Annotated in this window: 14 protein-coding genes; 8 read left to right on the top strand and 6 right to left on the bottom strand. The window is 67.8% G+C overall.

Going from position 1 to position 16031, the window contains the following annotated elements:
* Positions 1-37: 37 nt before the first annotated feature.
* Complete coding sequence (locus IG84_RS0105960) at positions 38-754, bottom strand: SDR family NAD(P)-dependent oxidoreductase (protein WP_031052108.1); 717 nt, start codon at positions 752-754, stop codon at positions 38-40.
* A gap of 217 nt (positions 755-971) precedes the next feature.
* Between IG84_RS0105960 and IG84_RS0105955 the strand changes: the two genes are divergently transcribed.
* The 5 genes from IG84_RS0105955 (at position 972) to IG84_RS0105935 (ending at position 7569) form a co-directional block, all read left to right on the top strand.
* The gene (locus IG84_RS0105955; RefSeq protein ID WP_245659231.1) at positions 972-1985 is read left to right on the top strand and encodes an Lrp/AsnC family transcriptional regulator; all 1014 of its coding nucleotides are present in this window, start codon (positions 972-974) and stop codon (positions 1983-1985) included.
* A gap of 380 nt (positions 1986-2365) precedes the next feature.
* A complete protein-coding gene (locus tag IG84_RS0105950; protein ID WP_169749858.1) occupies positions 2366-4375 on the top strand; it encodes an ATP-binding protein in 2010 nt (669 codons plus the stop codon).
* A gap of 189 nt (positions 4376-4564) precedes the next feature.
* Positions 4565-5554 carry an Acg family FMN-binding oxidoreductase gene (locus IG84_RS0105945; RefSeq protein ID WP_031052099.1) on the top strand — a complete coding sequence of 330 codons (990 nt, stop codon included), beginning with the start codon at positions 4565-4567 and terminating at the stop codon, positions 5552-5554.
* 381 nt (positions 5555-5935) lie between these two features.
* Positions 5936-6589: an ANTAR domain-containing protein gene (locus IG84_RS0105940; protein ID WP_157848817.1), complete on the top strand. Its 654-nt coding sequence runs from the start codon at positions 5936-5938 to the stop codon at positions 6587-6589.
* 272 nt (positions 6590-6861) lie between these two features.
* Positions 6862-7569 carry a GAF and ANTAR domain-containing protein gene (locus IG84_RS0105935; RefSeq protein WP_051861431.1) on the top strand — a complete coding sequence of 236 codons (708 nt, stop codon included), beginning with the start codon at positions 6862-6864 and terminating at the stop codon, positions 7567-7569.
* Positions 7570-7639: 70 nt separating this feature from the next.
* Here IG84_RS0105935 and IG84_RS42865 read toward each other — a convergent pair whose 3' ends face one another.
* The 3 genes from IG84_RS42865 to IG84_RS0105925 all read right to left on the bottom strand — a co-directional run bounded on the left by IG84_RS42865 (position 7640) and on the right by IG84_RS0105925 (position 11508).
* Positions 7640-7855 (bottom strand): DUF2180 family protein, encoded by a 216-nt coding sequence (locus IG84_RS42865; RefSeq protein ID WP_078648626.1) that lies wholly within the window; start codon positions 7853-7855, stop codon positions 7640-7642.
* 68 nt (positions 7856-7923) lie between these two features.
* A complete protein-coding gene (locus IG84_RS0105930; protein WP_031052094.1) occupies positions 7924-8790 on the bottom strand; it encodes a pyridoxamine 5'-phosphate oxidase family protein in 867 nt (288 codons plus the stop codon).
* A 318-nt stretch (positions 8791-9108) separates the two neighbouring features.
* Complete coding sequence (locus IG84_RS0105925) at positions 9109-11508, bottom strand: Pls/PosA family non-ribosomal peptide synthetase (RefSeq protein WP_245659259.1); 2400 nt, start codon at positions 11506-11508, stop codon at positions 9109-9111.
* Between IG84_RS0105925 and IG84_RS42025 the strand changes: the two genes are divergently transcribed.
* From IG84_RS42025 to IG84_RS0105915, 3 genes are all read left to right on the top strand, one after another.
* Positions 11419-11628 (top strand): hypothetical protein, encoded by a 210-nt coding sequence (locus tag IG84_RS42025; protein ID WP_245659267.1) that lies wholly within the window; start codon positions 11419-11421, stop codon positions 11626-11628. The two genes, IG84_RS0105925 and IG84_RS42025, sit on opposite strands and share 90 nt — an antisense overlap.
* A 742-nt stretch (positions 11629-12370) precedes the next feature.
* Positions 12371-13453 (top strand): sensor histidine kinase, encoded by a 1083-nt coding sequence (locus IG84_RS0105920; protein WP_078648670.1) that lies wholly within the window; start codon positions 12371-12373, stop codon positions 13451-13453.
* A 345-nt stretch (positions 13454-13798) separates the two neighbouring features.
* Complete coding sequence (locus tag IG84_RS0105915) at positions 13799-14176, top strand: BlaI/MecI/CopY family transcriptional regulator (RefSeq protein ID WP_031052089.1); 378 nt, start codon at positions 13799-13801, stop codon at positions 14174-14176.
* 221 nt (positions 14177-14397) lie between these two features.
* Here the strand turns inward: IG84_RS0105915 and IG84_RS0105910 are convergent, their stop codons facing one another.
* The gene (locus IG84_RS0105910; protein ID WP_031052086.1) at positions 14398-14661 is read right to left on the bottom strand and encodes a hypothetical protein; all 264 of its coding nucleotides are present in this window, start codon (positions 14659-14661) and stop codon (positions 14398-14400) included.
* A 486-nt stretch (positions 14662-15147) separates the two neighbouring features.
* Positions 15148-15705, bottom strand: a complete 558-nt coding sequence (locus IG84_RS0105905; RefSeq protein ID WP_063761752.1) for an MTB12 C-terminal domain-containing protein — start codon at positions 15703-15705, stop codon at positions 15148-15150.
* Between the last annotated feature and the right edge of the window lie 326 nt (positions 15706-16031).

Below are 16031 nucleotides of genomic sequence, written 5' to 3'. Positions count from 1 at the left end.
GGTCGTCAGGCCGCCCGCAAGGGGCGCTCGGCGGGGTTTACCAGGGCACTGTCCGACCCGAGCGGTCCAGGTAGGCCAGACCGGGCGTGCCCAGTTTGGACAGCAGGACGTCCACGAGCAGCGGGACGCTCTCCTCGACGGTGTACGGAGCGTCCGGCCCTCCGAGCGCGGTGCGGATCCAGCCCGGTGCCAGGAGGGCGAAACCGCGCTGTGTCCCGGCCTGCCGGACGGCGAAACTGCGCATGAACATGTTCAAGGCCGCCTTGCTTCCCCGGTAGACCTCGCGGCCTGCGGTCGTGTTGTTCGTGATGCTGCCCTGCCCGGACGACATCGCCCCGATGAGGCCGGTGGGGGACACCAGGTCTGCGAGCGACTCGATGACGCGCATGGGGCCGAGAGCGTTGGTGATCATCACCTCGACAAAATCGTCCGTCGCCACCTTGCCGATGGGTGTCTGCTCATTCTTCGTGGTGCCGGCGTTGACAAAGAGCAGGTCAAGCCGGCGGTCCCTAAGACGCTCGTGCAGGGGCGCCAGGTGGTCGGGCTCGTTGATGTCGAGACGCTCGATGGCGACGCGGCCCTCGGCCCGGTCGGCGAGACCGTGCAGGGGCGTTTGCGCAGAGGTGTCGCGGACCGTGCCGATGACGTTCCAGCCTCGGCCGAGGAACTCAGCCGCCATTGCGTGGCCGAGGCCGCGCGAGGCCCCGACGATGAGGGCGGTCGGTATGTGCTGCCCTGCGACAGTCGATGACATACAACGTCATCTCCATTCCTTTTACGTTCTTTTACGTCACGAGCTCACTTCGTGCGTCCTTGACCGAGACCGCCTCGGGGCGACACAGGAGTACGCACTGCTGTGGCTCTTCATCGGTACGGAACAAGTCTGCTCACCGCGCTGCCGCAGGTACGATCCAGGCAGTGGGATTTGTAGGATTCCCGCTATGGCAGGTAGTCCCATAGCTGGATCCGCCGTGCTCCAGCCCGATGATGTGCGAATCATTCGCGCACTGCAGGTCGCCCCGAGAGCCTCCTTCGCCTCGATAGCAGCCGCGCTGGGCCTCACCGAAAGCACCGTCAACCGCCGGTATCGGCGCCTGCGCGCAGACGGCGTCATCCGCGTCGCCGGCGTCGTCAACCCGGGAGCGCTGGGGCAGAGCAGATGGCTGATACGGCTACGCTGCCGGCCCGGCAGCGTAGCGGCGATCGCGGGCGCACTCGCCAAGCGAGACGATGTCAACTGGGTGGCCCTGGGCGCAGCCGGCTCCGAAGTCACGTGCGCGACGCAGTCACGGGATCAAGTGCAGCGGGAAGAACTCCTCGGCCAACGGCTTCCGCGCACCGCAGCGGTGCTCGACATCAATGCCTTCGCCATGCTCCGCCAGTTCATGGGAGGCCGCGGCCACTACTGGGCCGCGCTCCACGGCGCGCTGTCCCCAGAGCAGGAAGCCATGCTCGGGAGTGACGGGCCCCCGTTCACGGAATCTCCGGTCGTCACTGACGACCCCATACACCTCACCGCTGAGGACGAGAAGATCCTCGATGCGCTCGCTGCGGACGGCCGGGCCAGTCTCGTCGACCTCGCCACAGCGGCGGACTCCACACCAGGTCGCGTATCCCGCCGCCTCCGCGTCCTGCTCGAGCAACGCGTCGTCCACATCGACGTCGAGATCGCCCCAGCAGCCTTGGGCTATCACGCGCGGGCCAACCTGTGGCTGCGAGTACATCCGTCCGAGGTGAAGAACGTCGGACGCTCGCTGGCACGAGAACCCGAGATCGCCTTCGTCGCGGCCATCTCCGGCCCTTATAACATCCATGCCGTCGCCCACTGCCGAGACTTCGACGAACTCTTCGAATTCACGTCGGATCGCATCGGGGGCCTGCCTGGCCTGCAGAGCATGGAAGTCTCACCTGTCCTACGGCATGTCAAGCAAGCAGGCACGCTACTGTCCGGCGATCGCCTCGTCGGGCCACCGGCTCAAGCGTGACGTAAGCAGGCCCGCGGCGTCGCGACGCCTTACGACACTCTCGTCCGCTACGAGGCGCGTTCGGCTCACTTTGGACGACACTCTCCGTGCCCTCATTCCCAACACGGCCCAGGACGTTTCCTTCGGATCACCGTGCCGCCGCGGCGGCCGTCCGCGACCACTTCATCACCGACTACGCGCCCAACGGAACGCGGAAATAAGTGATCCGCTCTCGGCAGTCGGCCGGCCTGTCGCGGTCGGGGTGGGGAGAATTCGCGCACCTTTCATGTATTTGGTGTCACCCCACCATGCTCTGCGGGTGAGGAGGGATGCTGTGGCGGGTGGGCTGTCTCCCCCTACCTCGTACGCGTCTGATCGGGCGCGCAGTCGAACTGACACGTGTGGAACGCCTCGTGTGCCGGCGGTCCCGGCTGGTGACGCTGACCGGGGTCGGCGGCGTGGGGAAGACCCGTCTCGCGCTGGCGGCCGCGGAGGCCGTGCAGGGGCGGTTCCGGGACGGGGCCTGGTTCGTCGAGCTGTCGCCGCTGACGGACGGCGCGCTGGTCGCGCATGTCATCGCAGAAACGCTGCCACTGGCCGACCAGACGACCCGGCCGATGATCGACGTGGTGGCCGAGTACCTGGCCGAGCGGGAGACGCTGCTGGTGCTGGACACCTGCGAGCACCTCGCCCATGCCTGTGCCCTGGCGGCGGAGGTGCTGCTGCGGGCCGCGCCGGGCCTGCGGATTCTGGCCACGAGTCGGCGCCCGCTGAATCTGGCCGGCGAGGAGGTGGTGGTGCTCGACCCGCTGCCCGTGCCCGAGGAAAGCGATCTGGCGAAGGGCGAGGAAGATGCCATAGCGCTGCTGGCCGAGCGGGCCGCCCAGGCCGTGCCGGGCTTCACCGTTACCGACGCCAATCGACCGGATCTGGTACGGCTGTGCCGTCGCTTGGAGGGGCTGCCGCTGGCGATCGAGCTGGCCGCGGCCCGGCTGCATGAGCTGAGCACGACCGAGCTGGCGGAGCGGCTGGACGACCGGTTCGGCGTACTGGGCAACGACCGCGAGGCGGTGCCTGACGCCGACCCCCCGTGGCACCAGGCGCTGCGTACCGCGATCGGCTGGAGCCACCAGTTGTGCACGCCGGCGGAACGGCTGCTGTGGGCGCGGCTTTCCGTGTTCGCGGGCAGCTTCGACGCCGAGGCAGCACGCCAGGTGTGCGCCGACGAGCTGTTGCCCGACGGCAAGCTGCTGAGGCTGCTGGGCGGACTGGTCGAGGAGTCGATCCTGACCTGGCTGCCCACGGGCGGCGGCGAGCGTTACGGGATGCTGGACACCATCCGCGAGTTCGGCGGCCATTGGCTGCGCGCGCTGGGTGAAGAGGACGTGCTGCGCCAGCGTCACCGGGATTATTACCTGGCGTTGGCCCATCGGGGCGACACCGCCTGGCTCGGACCGGACCAGTACGCCTGGTGCGGCCGGCTGGCGGGAGAGCGCGACAACGTGCGTGCTGCCGTGGAGTTCTGTCTGGACCGGCCGGCTGGGCATGCCGCCGTGGAGCTGACCGGAACGCTGTGGTTCTTCTGGCACTGCTGCGGCTTCCCCAGGGAAGGGCTCCATTATCTGGAGCGGGCCCTGGCCCTCGACACCGAACCGAGCCGGGCGCGTGCCCAGGCGCTGTGGGTCTGCTCCTTGATCCTGTCGGACCTGGGTGATGCGCGAAGAGGGGAGGCCCGGGCCGCCGAATGCGCCGACCTGGCCGAGTGCCTGGGCGACACCGAGGCGGCGGACGAGGCCCGGGCCATGGTCGCCTTCGCCGCGATGATCAGCGGCGACACCCAGCGTGCCAAGGAGCTGGCGCAGGGCCTGTTCGACGGGCATCGGTGTGAGGACGGACTCGCCCATGCAGTGCTGGCGGCCGCCTTGTTCCTAGGGCACGCGCACACCCTTGAGGGAAAGATGGAGGAGGCTGTCGCCGTGCTTGAGCACCTGCGCGCCGATTGCGAGCGGTACGGCGAGTCCTGGATGCGCGCTTACGCGGACTACCTGCTCGCCCGGGCTGAGCTGGCCCGCGGCCACCACGCAGCGGCGCAGCACCGCGGCCGGGCGGCCCTGGAGGTCAAGCAGAGGTTGAACGACCGCTTGGGCGTTGCCATGTGCCTGGATGTGATCGCCGCAGCCACGGCCGCCGCGGGCCTCGGCGAGCGCGCCGCCCACCTGCTCGGCCTGGCCCAGCAACTGTGGGACACGTTGGGCAAGCCGCAGCTCGGGGTGGCCGAATGGGTCGCCGCACGCGAACGGTGCGAGAAGCAGGTCCGCATGGTCATCGGCGAGCACGCCTACGAGGCTGCCTACGAAGCAGGACGGGCGGCCACGTGGGACGCGGGGTTGACCTACACCCTCAACCGCTAGGTGATCCGAAGAAACGGCCTGGTCAGCAGCCGGTGGGCGGGCTCAGATTTTCCTGTGGCCGAGGAGGCGTCGAGCGAGTGGAGGCGGTTCGGCGGGAGACGGGCACACAGACCGGGGCCCGACTACCATGGCGGGGGAGGGAGCGAGCCTGCGCTCGCCGGGCCCGTCGTCTTCGAGGGGAGACGCGCGATGCCGGTGTTCCCGCCTGACACGAAGACCGTGACGGCTCTCGTCCGGGACGCGACTGCCGCCCCGTCCATGCACAACGCTCAGCCGTGGCGCTTCCGGTATCTCACCGATCGCGACACCCTGGAGTTGCGCGCCGACGTCGAACGCGCCATGCCCCGTAGTGACCCCTTGCACCGAGGGCTGCACCTCGGCTGCGGGGCGGCCTTGTTCAATCTGCGGGTTGCTGCCACGCACGCGGGCCTCGGACCGCATGTTCATCTGCTGCCGGACGCTTCGGAGCCGCAGCTTCTGGCCGTCGTGCGACTGACCGAGCGCGAATCCACCGACGCCGCTCTCGCTGCTCTGCACCCCGCCATTCGCAGGCGTCACACAAGCCGATATCCGTTCGCGGCCGAGGACATTCCCGAGGCGGTGCGGGCGGCGCTGAGTGAGGCTGCTCGGCTGGAGGGCGCGCGACTGGATTTCCCCAGCCCCTGGCACGCCCAGTCGCTCCTGGACCTCGTCAGTGACGCTGAGGGACGTGACACGCTGGACCCCCGGAATGCCGAGGACCGGGATCGCTGGACCCGCATGGGAGCCGCCGAGGCCGACACCGCCACCGATGGCGTCCCCGATTACGCCTTCGGGCCACGCAAGTGGTACGGCGACGCCCCCGTACGCGACTTTGCCGGCCGACGAACGGTGGCCGACCGTGGCGCAGTCACCTTCGAGAACATGCCACAGTTCGCCCTGCTGAGCACCTCCGAGGACCGGGTCGAGGACTGGGTCCGCGCAGGGCAAGCACTGGAGCGCGTTCTCCTGGTAGCCACCGAGCACGGTCTGGCCACCTCCCTCACCTCCCATGCGCTGGAGTGGCCCGATCTGCGCTGGCTGGCCCGCGATCCCCGGTCGGCGACCGGGTTCGTGCAGATGGTTCTGCGCCTCGGCTACGGTCCTCAAGGGCCCACTACGCCCCGGCGCCCGGTGCGGGAGGTACTCGACATCAGGTGATTCGCCACCGGATGACGTGCGACAAGGCGGACCGGCCTCCTGGAAGGCGGTGTTGGCCCGCCCGTAGGGGGCACATTTCTGTACCGGTGGTCATGCGCGCCTGCGCCCCACCGAAGGTCGGCTGCGGCCCACTCGCGCTGTCCGGCCCCTCCCTGCCGCCACACCAACACCTCTGGCCTGCCGGAGACACGAACGAACCCTACCCAGGGCCTTCCGGCGGGACCGTTGCCCCAGGCGGCCCAGCCCCTCAGGGCCCCCGCGTGGGCATGCCGGCGAGAACCTTGCCCCGGGCGGCCCGGTCCTTGCCCTCGCTCCTGATGGCCACGCTGAACGCAGCCGCACTCAGCGGGGCGGTCGGCGTGGTGTGGCGGGGAGGCGTCTGTGACGGAACGTGCGCTTTCCGGGCTGCTCGGGGAGTTGCAGCCGGGAGGAGCGGGGCCCTCGGATCAATGGTGCGGCTGTCTGGCAGCGCTGTTGTCGGTAGACGGTGCGGCAGTCACCGTCGGTGGATCGGAGTTGTTGTGGTCGAGCTCTGAGGCCAGTACCCGCCTGGACGATGTGCAGTTCATACTCGGCCAGGGACCGGCGTTGGACACCGCATGCGACGGTGCTGTGCACCTGCATCCCGACCTGGAGCGTGCCCCGGCGCACTGGTCGGCCTTCATCACGGCGGCTCTGGCCATGGAGGTACGAGCAGTCTTCGCCTTCCCGCTGTGCCCGGAAACGACGCCGTACGGTGCCCTGGTCTGCCACCGGTCCGCAGCTGGGCCGCTGCCGAAGCGGGCCGTCGACGACGCCTTGTACGCGAGCGAGGCGCTGACTCGTTCGCTGCCCGCGTGCGCCCAGCGCATCACAACGATGAAGCTGCACCGTGCCGACGTGCATCAGGCATCCGGCATGCTCAGCGCTCAGCTGCGCATCCCGATTTCCGACGCGCTGGCCCGGCTGCGCGCCTACGCCTACGCCACCGAGAGACCGATCATCGACATCGCCCGCGATGTGCTGGAAGGGCACCTGCGTCTGACCGGACGGTGACCGAGGCGGCGTTACCGTTGTGCTCTTGACGCGCCCACTTGCGTTCCAGACGCCGGCAGCCCATGAGTTGGCCTTGGCAGCACGAGCGGTCTCCCTGGCCTTCAACCACAAGCCGGGAATCTCGGACCCACCCGGGAACGCATCTTGAAAAGTGGCTTGAGCAGAGCGGCATAATGTTGTTGACCTGTTTGATGGCGTTTCCTGGTGAATTTCTGTGTGACAGATCGGTGGTACACGGAGTGGGGCGTGGAGGATTATCGGCAGAGCAGGGCATGACGAAATTCGTGATCGAGGTGATGGGCCGGCTGCTGGACGAGTCCGCGGAGGAACGGTTGGCTCTGCAGTGGGTGGTGGAGCGATCTGCGGAGCGGCTGGGTGCGCGGGCGGCCGGAGCGCTACTGGCGGATCAGGCGAACCATTTGAAAGTGGCAGCGGCCACCTCCCGGTCGGTGCTTGCGCTGCAACAGTTGGGAGCGGCCAGCGGCGAGGGCCCAGGACAGGCGTGCTTCCGCGACGGCAAGCCGGTACTCGTCCCCGATTTTTCCGCCGCGAAGAAAAAGTGGCCGCAGTACGCCGACAAGGCTGGTGCCGTTGGTATCGGTGCGGCGACCTCAATTCCCCTGCATGACCGGAACAGCGGCCGGCAGCTTGGAGTATTGAGCCTGTTCCACGCGCGGCCCCGCCCGATGCACGAAGGCCAGCTCGCGGCGGCACTGGCTCTGGCGGACGCCGTCTCTCTGGGACTGATGCGGCGCTGGGAGTTGCAGGCTGTCCGCCGCGAGAACGGGCAGCTACTGCGGGCTCTGTCCAGCCGAGTGGTGATCGAGCAGGCCAAAGGAGTCCTCGCGGAGCGCTGGCAGACAGATGTGAGCACCGCGTTTGACGTGCTGCGCAAGCATGCCCGCGCTCGACAGATGCGGCTTGCTGAGGCCGCCCGCGCCGTGGTCGAAGGCGAGCCCGGAGCCGACCCTTTGGCCTGACTGCCATCAGTTCTCTGATGTACGCGTTCCCTTCACAGCCCTCATCCAGATGTCCTACCTGGATGGGTGTCTACGCGGCAGGACCTTCGTGCTCGGCGCCGCCGCAGGTGCGACAGGTCGCGCGACGGGCGGAACGCTTCCCCCAGGCAGGGCCGGTGCCCACCTCGTGATGGACCTCCTCGGTGCTGAGGAGCATGTGCCCGGCACAGATTCCCGTGCCGCAGTGACAGCAGATCGCGACCGCTGGGACGTTTTTCTGCTCTTGTGTGCAGTCGAAGCAGTTCATGGCGAGGACCTCGGGGGATCGGGCTTTCTCACTTCGTCCTACGGGTCAGTGTGCTGAGGTGCTGTCCTTCACTCGACGTCTATGCGCCGCCCGCTGATGCGCAGTGGCTTGATCGCCACCCAGAGGGGGCGGTCTCCGCCGACCCACGGCAACGAGGGTGCCCGAGCGGCCAGTTCGTCGGCTGCCGGACCCGTCACGTGCCGCGCGGGCCCGACCACCAGCACGCTCCAGCCGCGGCTCATGGCCTCATCGATGTGATCCACCTGGAAGGCCGCGAGGTTTCCGACCGCTCCGGCCGTGACGGTTCCGGGCGCTGTGCGGTAGACGACCGTGTCGTCGACCAGCGCATAGTTCACCGGTATGATCTGGGGCCCTTCGAGGGTCGACAGGGCGAGGCGCCCCACGCCGTGCGAGGAGAGCAGACGCAGGCATTCCTCCGGCTCGAGCTCGCGAAGGCGGGGATGCCTCGCTGCGCGGCCCCCTCCCGGTGCAAGCTCCGCATCGGCGCCCCGTAACACATCGGGCGTGGTCTCCAGGGCGGCTGCCAGGCTCAGTACAGTGGCGGAGGCCGGGTCGGCCGGCTGCTGTTCGAGATAGGCCAGGTAGCTCTCGGCCACCCCCGCCCGGTCGGCCACCTCGGCCCGGCTCAGACCCAGGCGCTGCCGTTCGTGTGCGACGCGGCGTCCGAAGTCGCTCCCTGGGGGAGGCGGTTGGGGTTCCGTACCAGGTTCGGAAGGGTCCTCCGGCGGCTTCAGGGGATGTATGTGGGCATCCGGTCCTGGAGAGAAGAGCGTCACCCGGCCGGTGTCCGACCAGCGCACGTCATAGGGCGGTGATCCGTCCGCGTGATGCAGTCCGACGATCACTCCATCCCGCCGGCGGCTTCCGATGATGAGGCTCTCCACCACGAGTTCGTCACCGAGGTGGGCTCGCATGTGCGCCACTCTCCTCTCGTGCTTCGGCACCGTAGGGCCTTACGACACCAGTACCCCGAACCGGCCATGGCCCCAGCTTCTGCGCGTTCTGAAGTCCGCACCAGGGCCGAACGGGCCCAGGTGGTGGGGCCCGCCGCAGGAGTACCCCCTCGGCCCTCAGCTCGGCTAGGTCGGCGACGCGGTAGTACACCACGCGGCTGGAGACCGCCAATACCGACGAGCGCCACGGCCCGCGAGCAAGTGGTGGGTGCAACACGCCGTCGGGCAGTGCGCCGAGCGGCGCCTCAGCGGAGGGGGCCGCCGAGGCGCCGCCTGATATCACCGGGACGAGCGGACGGTGATGTCCTTGGCGGGGTTCCCTGCCCAGTGTGCGTGCGTGGGGACTTCCTCGCCCTTCATCAGGAAGGAATCGGGGCCGAGTACGACGCCGTCCCCGACCGTCACGCCGTAGTGGACCAGGGTGTTGACCCCGAGCGTGCAGCCGGCGCCGATCGAGGTGCGGTCGGACTTGAAGCTTCCGTCCTCCTGCGAGTGGCACTGGATGACGGTCCCCACGTTGAGCGTGCAGTCGTCGCCGATCGTGACGAGAGTCCGCTCCGGCAGCTTGCACCCGTCATCGAAGAGCCGCCGCCCGAGGTGAGCGCCCAGCAGCCGCCACCACAGGCTCTTGAACGGGGTGCCGTTCAGCAGCCGCATATCGATCGCCTGGTGCTTCCAGAAGCGTTCGTGGCGCCAGAAGGAGCGGTCGTAGATCGAGCAGAAGAGTGCCTTCTGCTGCTGGAAGCCAGTGGTGACTCGCTCCATGAGCCCGGTGTACACAGCGCTGAAGGCGAGGCTGAGCATCGTGGCCAGCGCGATTGCCGCAGCGCCCAACGAGCCGTAGAAGCTCGCCGCTCCCCACACCAGCAGAAGGATGCCGAAGGTGTAGATCCAGCGTGCGAGCAGGAACGACAGCAGCGTCACGGCGTTGTGCTTGTTCTTCGCGTGGAGGTGGCGACGCAGTTCTTCCTCGGCTTTGAGGTGGTCGAAGGAGGCATCGCGATCGACCGTCCGCGGGATCTCGAAGCTGGGCGAGCCCAAGAGGCCGACGCCCTCCCGCACGGGCCCGTCGATGGGCACCATGACCTTGGTCGCGAGCAGGCAGTTGTTGCCCGTCTTTCCCTGCGGTGGGTAGGCGACCTGGTTTCCGAGGAAGTTGTGGGGGCCGATCGCCACTCGCCTGACGCGGAAGGAGGTCGCGGAGTACTCGGTGTTCATGACCGACAATCCGTCGGCGACCATCGTTCCGGTGCCGACAGTGGTCAGGAACGGGTCTTCGTGTTTGAGCTCCGAGCCGAAGTTGGAGCCCGTCTGCTCGACCCGGGACAGGTCGTACCCGAGGCTGCGCAGGTAGTGGACGACAAGCGAGCTGTCGCCGGCGAGCCGCAGCAGGAATTTGTTGTTGGTCAGGCGCGTGATCGTACGAAGGAGCGAGTACCGGAAGCCGTACAGCGGATAGTCCTTGTCCGGCTTGATGGCGAGATGGAGCAGCCGGGGAACGGTGGTGACGAGGAGGAGGCCGACGACCAGCGAGCCGAAGAAGAGCACGAAGGACACGATCAGAGCTTCACGGTAGAACGCCCAGCTCGTCAGGGAGCTGGGCTTCGTGATCGTCACTGCGCCGAGCTGCGGGATCTCGTTGAGCAGAAGGCTGGCCCCGCCGATCGCCAACGGCATGTACACGGCCACCGCGGTCAGCAACTGCGCGAGGCTGTACGTGACCTTGGTGAAGGCGGTGCAGCCGGTGGCCGCGACCGTCGACCGGTAATCCACCTCGGTCCGCTGCGCAGGGGTGCCATGCCACCGCTCGCCGGCGGGAACCCGCTGCCCGGAGTGCAGCGACGAGGCATGCCCGAGCTGAGCTCCGTCACCGAGGGAGGAATCGATGTCGAGGACCGTTGACTCGCTGATGTACACGTCCTTCCCGAGGGTGACGGGGCCGGTGCGGATCCATCCGGCCTCGGCCCGGTAGCAGGTGAAGTAGGCGTCCTTGCGGATCACCGTGTTGTCGCCGACGGTGAGCAGATCGGTGCACACCGGCACCTGCTTGGAGAAGATCGCCACACCGCGCCCGATGTGCGCGCCGAGCGCTTTGAGGTAGAGCACGAACAGTGGCGAACCGACGAACAGCACCAGCGGGTTGATCTGAATCAGTATCTTGACCAGCCAGAAACGGAAGTAGGCCGGACCCCAGATGCGAATCTGTTGGGGCTTCCAGCGGCCTACCAGTACCCACTTGACGAGAATCGGCAGGGTGCATACGCCGAGGAAAATGGCGCCGCCGAACAGTACCGCCCGCAGGTAGCTGTCCAGCAGGTTCCTTCCGGCGGAGATCCAGTCATAGCCGAGCGAGAGAACGAGAGCCGTGAGGTAGGCGTATCCGAGGAAGACGAGGAACTGCAGTACGCCACACAGCACGTACCGCGGCGTACTGCGGGGGGCCGGCGGCAGGACGTCGGCCGATACCACGGGTGATGACTCGGCCGGTACGGGCTCGGCATCCGAGGTGTCCGACGGCCCCCCGAGGGCCGTCGCCAAACTGCGGATGGTCGGGTACCGGTAGATGTCCTTCATCGACACCGACGGAAGATGATCCTGTTTCCTGACGCGGGCACAGAACTGAGCCATCAACAGGGAGTCGGCGCCCAAATCGTCGAAGAAGTGACTGTCGACCGGCACTCGGTCGACATGTACGACGCCTGCCATGACCTCGGCGAAGGCATCTTCGACGGCAATCGCCGGATCACTCCGCTTTCCCTGTGCGATGTCGCGCGAGGGGGTGTCCAGCTGAACTGTTGATGCTTGGACGGGTTTTCCCACCACGTGAGCTCCTTGAGGTGAGTGGCCAGGTGGGTTGTGTCAGGGCGCTCGCCTTGCCGAGCCGTAGCCGGTGTGCTGCCGACCGCCGCGTATCAGGCGAGCCGATCGTGGTGTCGGGTGGTCAAGGTGCGGTCGTTGACCTGCGCGGACGACGCGCGGTGGTAGCCCATCGCAGAGCGGCGTGCGCGGGGTGCGGATGAGCTGGCAGAGGCGTGTGCGCCAGGCGGCGCGTGATTCGAGACCGCCGAGGTGTGTCGGTCGACATCCACGCGTTTAAACTACTACATGAAGTAGAAAGTGATGTCGTCCGGCACGGGAGTCCGAGCCGAGACGGCAGTCTGTCGCCGAGCGGAAGGGAAGAAAAGGCAGGTGGAGACCTTGCGAACATCCGGACAGCGGAAATCGGACATTATGCGAGCACTGTGGACGAGCGGAGAACTCGATACCCATCACCTCCTCACTGATACGCCTGAGCAGCAGTGGCAACTCACTTGCACGTCTCTGATGGCGGTGGCCAAGCGCTTACGTGCCAGCATCCGGTTCGCGGGGCCGGCTGCCTTGGGTGTTGCGATGGGTAGCACTCCAGCCGGCGCGATCCGCGGCTGAGGTGTGTGCTGTGCAGGCCGCCACCGTTCGGTCCGCCGCCGAACGGCCAACGCTCCACCGGCCTTTGCAGGACGGCGAAGGCCGGGCGACGCTTCGTCCCCTGCTCGCCGCACTGCTGGACGTCGCCCTCATCGGTGTTGCGCTGCTCGATGCCTGGGTGCACTTCGATGCTGATGAATCGCTCGGCAACGCCTGCGCTTCCCTCGCTGCCCTGGCTCTCGCCCTGCGCCATCGACTGCCGCTACTGACCGTGCTCTTGACCCTGCCCGCTGTCCTGGTCGCCGATGCGAGGCTCGCCGCGCTCGCCGCTCTGTACAGCCTCGCCTCGCGCACTCGCCGACGCGCACTACTGGCACTCTGCTCCTTGGCCTTCGTGGCCTGCGGTATCGCGCCGTGGCCATTACCGCAACGGGACGGCCTCTGGAGCGCTGCCGGCCTGACCAACACGGGGCACACACTGGCAGCAGTCACCGCTGCGGTCTTTCTCGGCCGGCTCGTCCAGGCCCGACGGGACCTGTCGGTGCGGCTCACCGAGGTTTCCCAGGCGCGCGACAACGAGCGCCTGCTGCTCGCCCAGACCGTGCTGGCGAAGGAACGCGCGCAGCTGGCCGGGGAGATGCATGACGCGATCTCCCACCAGGTCAGCCTCATCACCGTACGGGCCGGGGCGCTTCAGGTGTGCAGCCGGGACCCAGCGGTGAAAGACGAGGCAGCCACGATCCGAAGGCTCAGCGCGGAGACCCTGGGCGAACTACGGGACATGGTCCATGTGTTGCGTGCCTCCGGCAGTCGGCCGACCGAGCTGGCCCCGCAGCCCTCCTTCGCCGACCTCCAGCGCTTGGTGAGTCGGAGTGGCGTCGAGGCGGAGCTGAAGACGGACCTGCCCGAAGGGCTCCCACCGACCGTCCAGCGCGCCGTCTACCGTACCGTCCAGGAAGCCCTGACCAACGTACGCAAGCACGCGCCGGGCGCCAGGGCGACGGTCCGTATCCGGCACGAGCGCGGCACCGTGCACGCGACGGTCACCAACACGGCTCCCACTTGTCTCTCGCACCCGCTGCCCAGCGAGTCTCGTGGTTTGGCCGCCTTGCGCGAGCGCGCCGACCTCCTCGGCGGCACGGTAACCTTTGGCCCAGTGACCGACGGGGGCTACGAGGTACATCTGCAACTCCCTGCTCCAGGCTCGCCGGGACGGTGAGCAGCGGCAATGCAGCCTCGCGACCACGCGTGGGCGTCGACAGGCCGACTTCACAACTCATCGACGCCCTGCCTCTGCCGATGGCGGAGGCGGCCTGCCGCTCGGCATACCACTGCGGCCAATGGACCGGCCCAAGACCGACCCAACGGCGCGGCGGCGCAGGGATCGACGTCCGCGCGAGCCGATAACTGCACAACGTGGGAGCTGTATAGCAAGGAGAAGCACGATCGCCGGATACGATTTCTACGCGAGGTAGAAGAACAGTGTCGTGAGGTTCGGTGCGACGGCGTGCTGGAGCGATGAGGCACGCCAATGTTGCAGAGCGAAGAGGTGGGAGCGAGGGGCATGCGGGCATTCGGCGAACTGGAGGCCGACGTCATGCGGATCGTGTGGGCGAGCAGCGAGCCGCTCAACATCCAGGGGATCGTCGATGCACTCAACGGCGAGGGGCGGCAACTGGCGTACACCACGGTCATGACGGTGACCGAGCGCCTGCGGACCAAGGGCTGGCTGGAGCGCGTCAAGCAGGGCAGGTCCTTCCGCTACAGCGCGGTGCGCACCGCCGACGACTACTCGGCCGGACTCATGCAACAGGCACTGGACTCGTCCGCCGACCGCACGAGCGCCCTGCTGCGCTTCGCCGGCCGGCTCGACGCCTCCGAGGCCGCGGCGCTGCGCCAGGCGCTGGAGGACATGCCCGCCGATCCCGCCCAGGACGGTTGAGGCGCCGCGCCTGCGGGCAGCACTGCGGCGGCGGCACACGCCCCGGGGAATACGGGCGTACGGCGTTCGCCAGCTCATCGGCGCTGATGTCGCGGTGCCAGGGCAGCGCCTCGGCGCCGGTGACATACGGCATGCCGCTCTGCCCGGTTTCGTGCCAGTGACCCTCGACGGTGCCGCAGCCCACGTCCGGCTGCAGATTCTGCTCGCGCTGCCGCGAATGGTCAGCGGCGTACTTGAGCGCGTTGCAGGGCGGCAACACCGAGGGCCGCCAGAGTGATCTGGACGAACCACTCGATCCAGTCGATTCCCTGGGTGTCGGCGACGCCGAGGCCGAGCGCGATCCACGCGCCGAGGCATGCGGCGGTCACACCGATCAACATCGTCCACAGGGCGCCGATGCGGTGCCGTCTTGGGACGATGAGCCTGCCCAGAATGCCGATGATGATCCCGACCAGGAGTGCGCCGGTGACACTGGTGACTTCCATGATGACCCTCCCGTATCCCGGCCATTGACGAACGCATGTCGTGCGGCAGCGGGATCAATCCATTCACGGCAACTGCTCACCAGTCCGCGAGGTGTTGTACGCCGTTGCTCCAACCTGACCGGTTCAGCTGTTGCAAGAAACGATCCACCGGGTTTTGGCTGGTTGATGCTCCTACGCCCATTCTTCTGCGTGTGCAGGGACGCAAAATTATGCATGTGATCTCTTTGAACTCACGCGTTTCGGTTCTCTGCATCGTGAAGGGCGTTAATGAGTCAGGGCACGGTCGTTTGTGGTGCGGGGGAGTGGCGGTATCAGGCAGTGGCTACGGTATGTCCAGGCCAGGCGGCCGTCGGCGGCTGAAAACGGTGGAGCTGACATGGGGCGGAGCGGCGCCTCGGCGCGGCTGGCGGTCGCGGTGACCGCGTACGCGCGGAGGTGACCGGTGGCATCCGGTGCTGACCGGACTCGGTCCCGGTGCCGGCTGAGTCAGCACACCGGGGCCCGGGGGACATCCTCGCCGTAACGCGTCAGGCTGCACACGGTCTCTGTGGAGACCTTCCAGGTGCCGTCCTGACGTACGGATGCCCCCGGGGCCTCGGGCCCGATTCTGTGGCCATTGGCGAACAAGGTGTAGCGCACTCGCGCGTGAAGGTCGGAGGTGAAGGTCACGGAGTCGACGCGTGCCCGCAGAAGCCGGGCTTCGGGATCGGTGCGCAGCGCTTCGATCATGAGCTGGTACTGATCGCCGTCCTCCGCCACGTCCGCTCGCTCTTTCACCGAGGCACCCGAGGCGAAGAAGCGTGCCCACGCCGCGCGCACCTGCTTCTCGGCCTTGGCGGGGTCGGCCGGTGCACTGGCGGTCGGCGACGGTGAGTGGGTGAGAGCGGTGGTGGGGGACGGCTCCGGAGGCTCGGACGACGGTGAGGGCGAGGCGGACGTGGGAGGCCGGGGCGGTGGCTCCGGCTCGTCGGAACAGGCGGCGGCGAGCGGCAGCAGCGCCACCGCCGCGGCGGTGCGGAGCAGGGCGTGTCGTACACGGATCATGACCACCACCTCACTGCCAAGCTTGGTACCCAGTACGAGGCCCCGCACGCCGACGCTTGGGCACCCGGAGCCTCAGGAGACGCTCGCAGGGGGCCTCCGAGCGTCCAGGGCAGTGTGCAGATGGGGGATCCGGTCCGGATCGTGCGACGGTCATAGCCGTAGCGCCATCTGCACCACATGCGCATCGGTAGGCCCCCGCATAGCGCCCGCCTGACCGACTGGCTGTCGTGCGCGGGCCGGTCACAGCGGCCGGAACATGCGCTCCCGGGACTCGTAGGTGAAGACCTCGCCGGAGGTGATCTCGTAGAACCAGCCGTGCAGGCGCA

It is taken from the genome of Streptomyces ochraceiscleroticus, assembly GCF_000720485.1.
GTDB lineage: Bacteria > Actinomycetota > Actinomycetes > Streptomycetales > Streptomycetaceae > Streptomyces > Streptomyces ochraceiscleroticus.
Note: the sequence above shows the minus strand (reverse complement) of the source record. Positions and strands in the feature narration are given on the sequence as shown.

Bases quoted from the DNA above. Each gene is read 5' to 3' on its own strand.
- IG84_RS0105960 (WP_031052108.1), bottom strand. From the start codon at position 754: ATGTCATCGACTGTCGCAGGGCAGCACATACCGACCGCCCTCATCGTC.
- IG84_RS0105945 (WP_031052099.1), top strand. From the start codon at position 4,565: ATGCCGGTGTTCCCGCCTGACACGAAGACCGTGACGGCTCTCGTCCGG.
- IG84_RS0105935 (WP_051861431.1), top strand. From the start codon at position 6,862: ATGACGAAATTCGTGATCGAGGTGATGGGCCGGCTGCTGGACGAGTCC.
- IG84_RS42865 (WP_078648626.1), bottom strand. From the start codon at position 7,855: ATGAACTGCTTCGACTGCACACAAGAGCAGAAAAACGTCCCAGCGGTC.
- IG84_RS0105930 (WP_031052094.1), bottom strand. From the start codon at position 8,790: ATGCGAGCCCACCTCGGTGACGAACTCGTGGTGGAGAGCCTCATCATC.
- IG84_RS42025 (WP_245659267.1), top strand. From the start codon at position 11,419: ATGATCCTGTTTCCTGACGCGGGCACAGAACTGAGCCATCAACAGGGA.
- IG84_RS0105915 (WP_031052089.1), top strand. From the start codon at position 13,799: ATGCGGGCATTCGGCGAACTGGAGGCCGACGTCATGCGGATCGTGTGG.
- IG84_RS0105910 (WP_031052086.1), bottom strand. From the start codon at position 14,661: ATGGAAGTCACCAGTGTCACCGGCGCACTCCTGGTCGGGATCATCATC.
- IG84_RS0105905 (WP_063761752.1), bottom strand. From the start codon at position 15,705: ATGATCCGTGTACGACACGCCCTGCTCCGCACCGCCGCGGCGGTGGCG.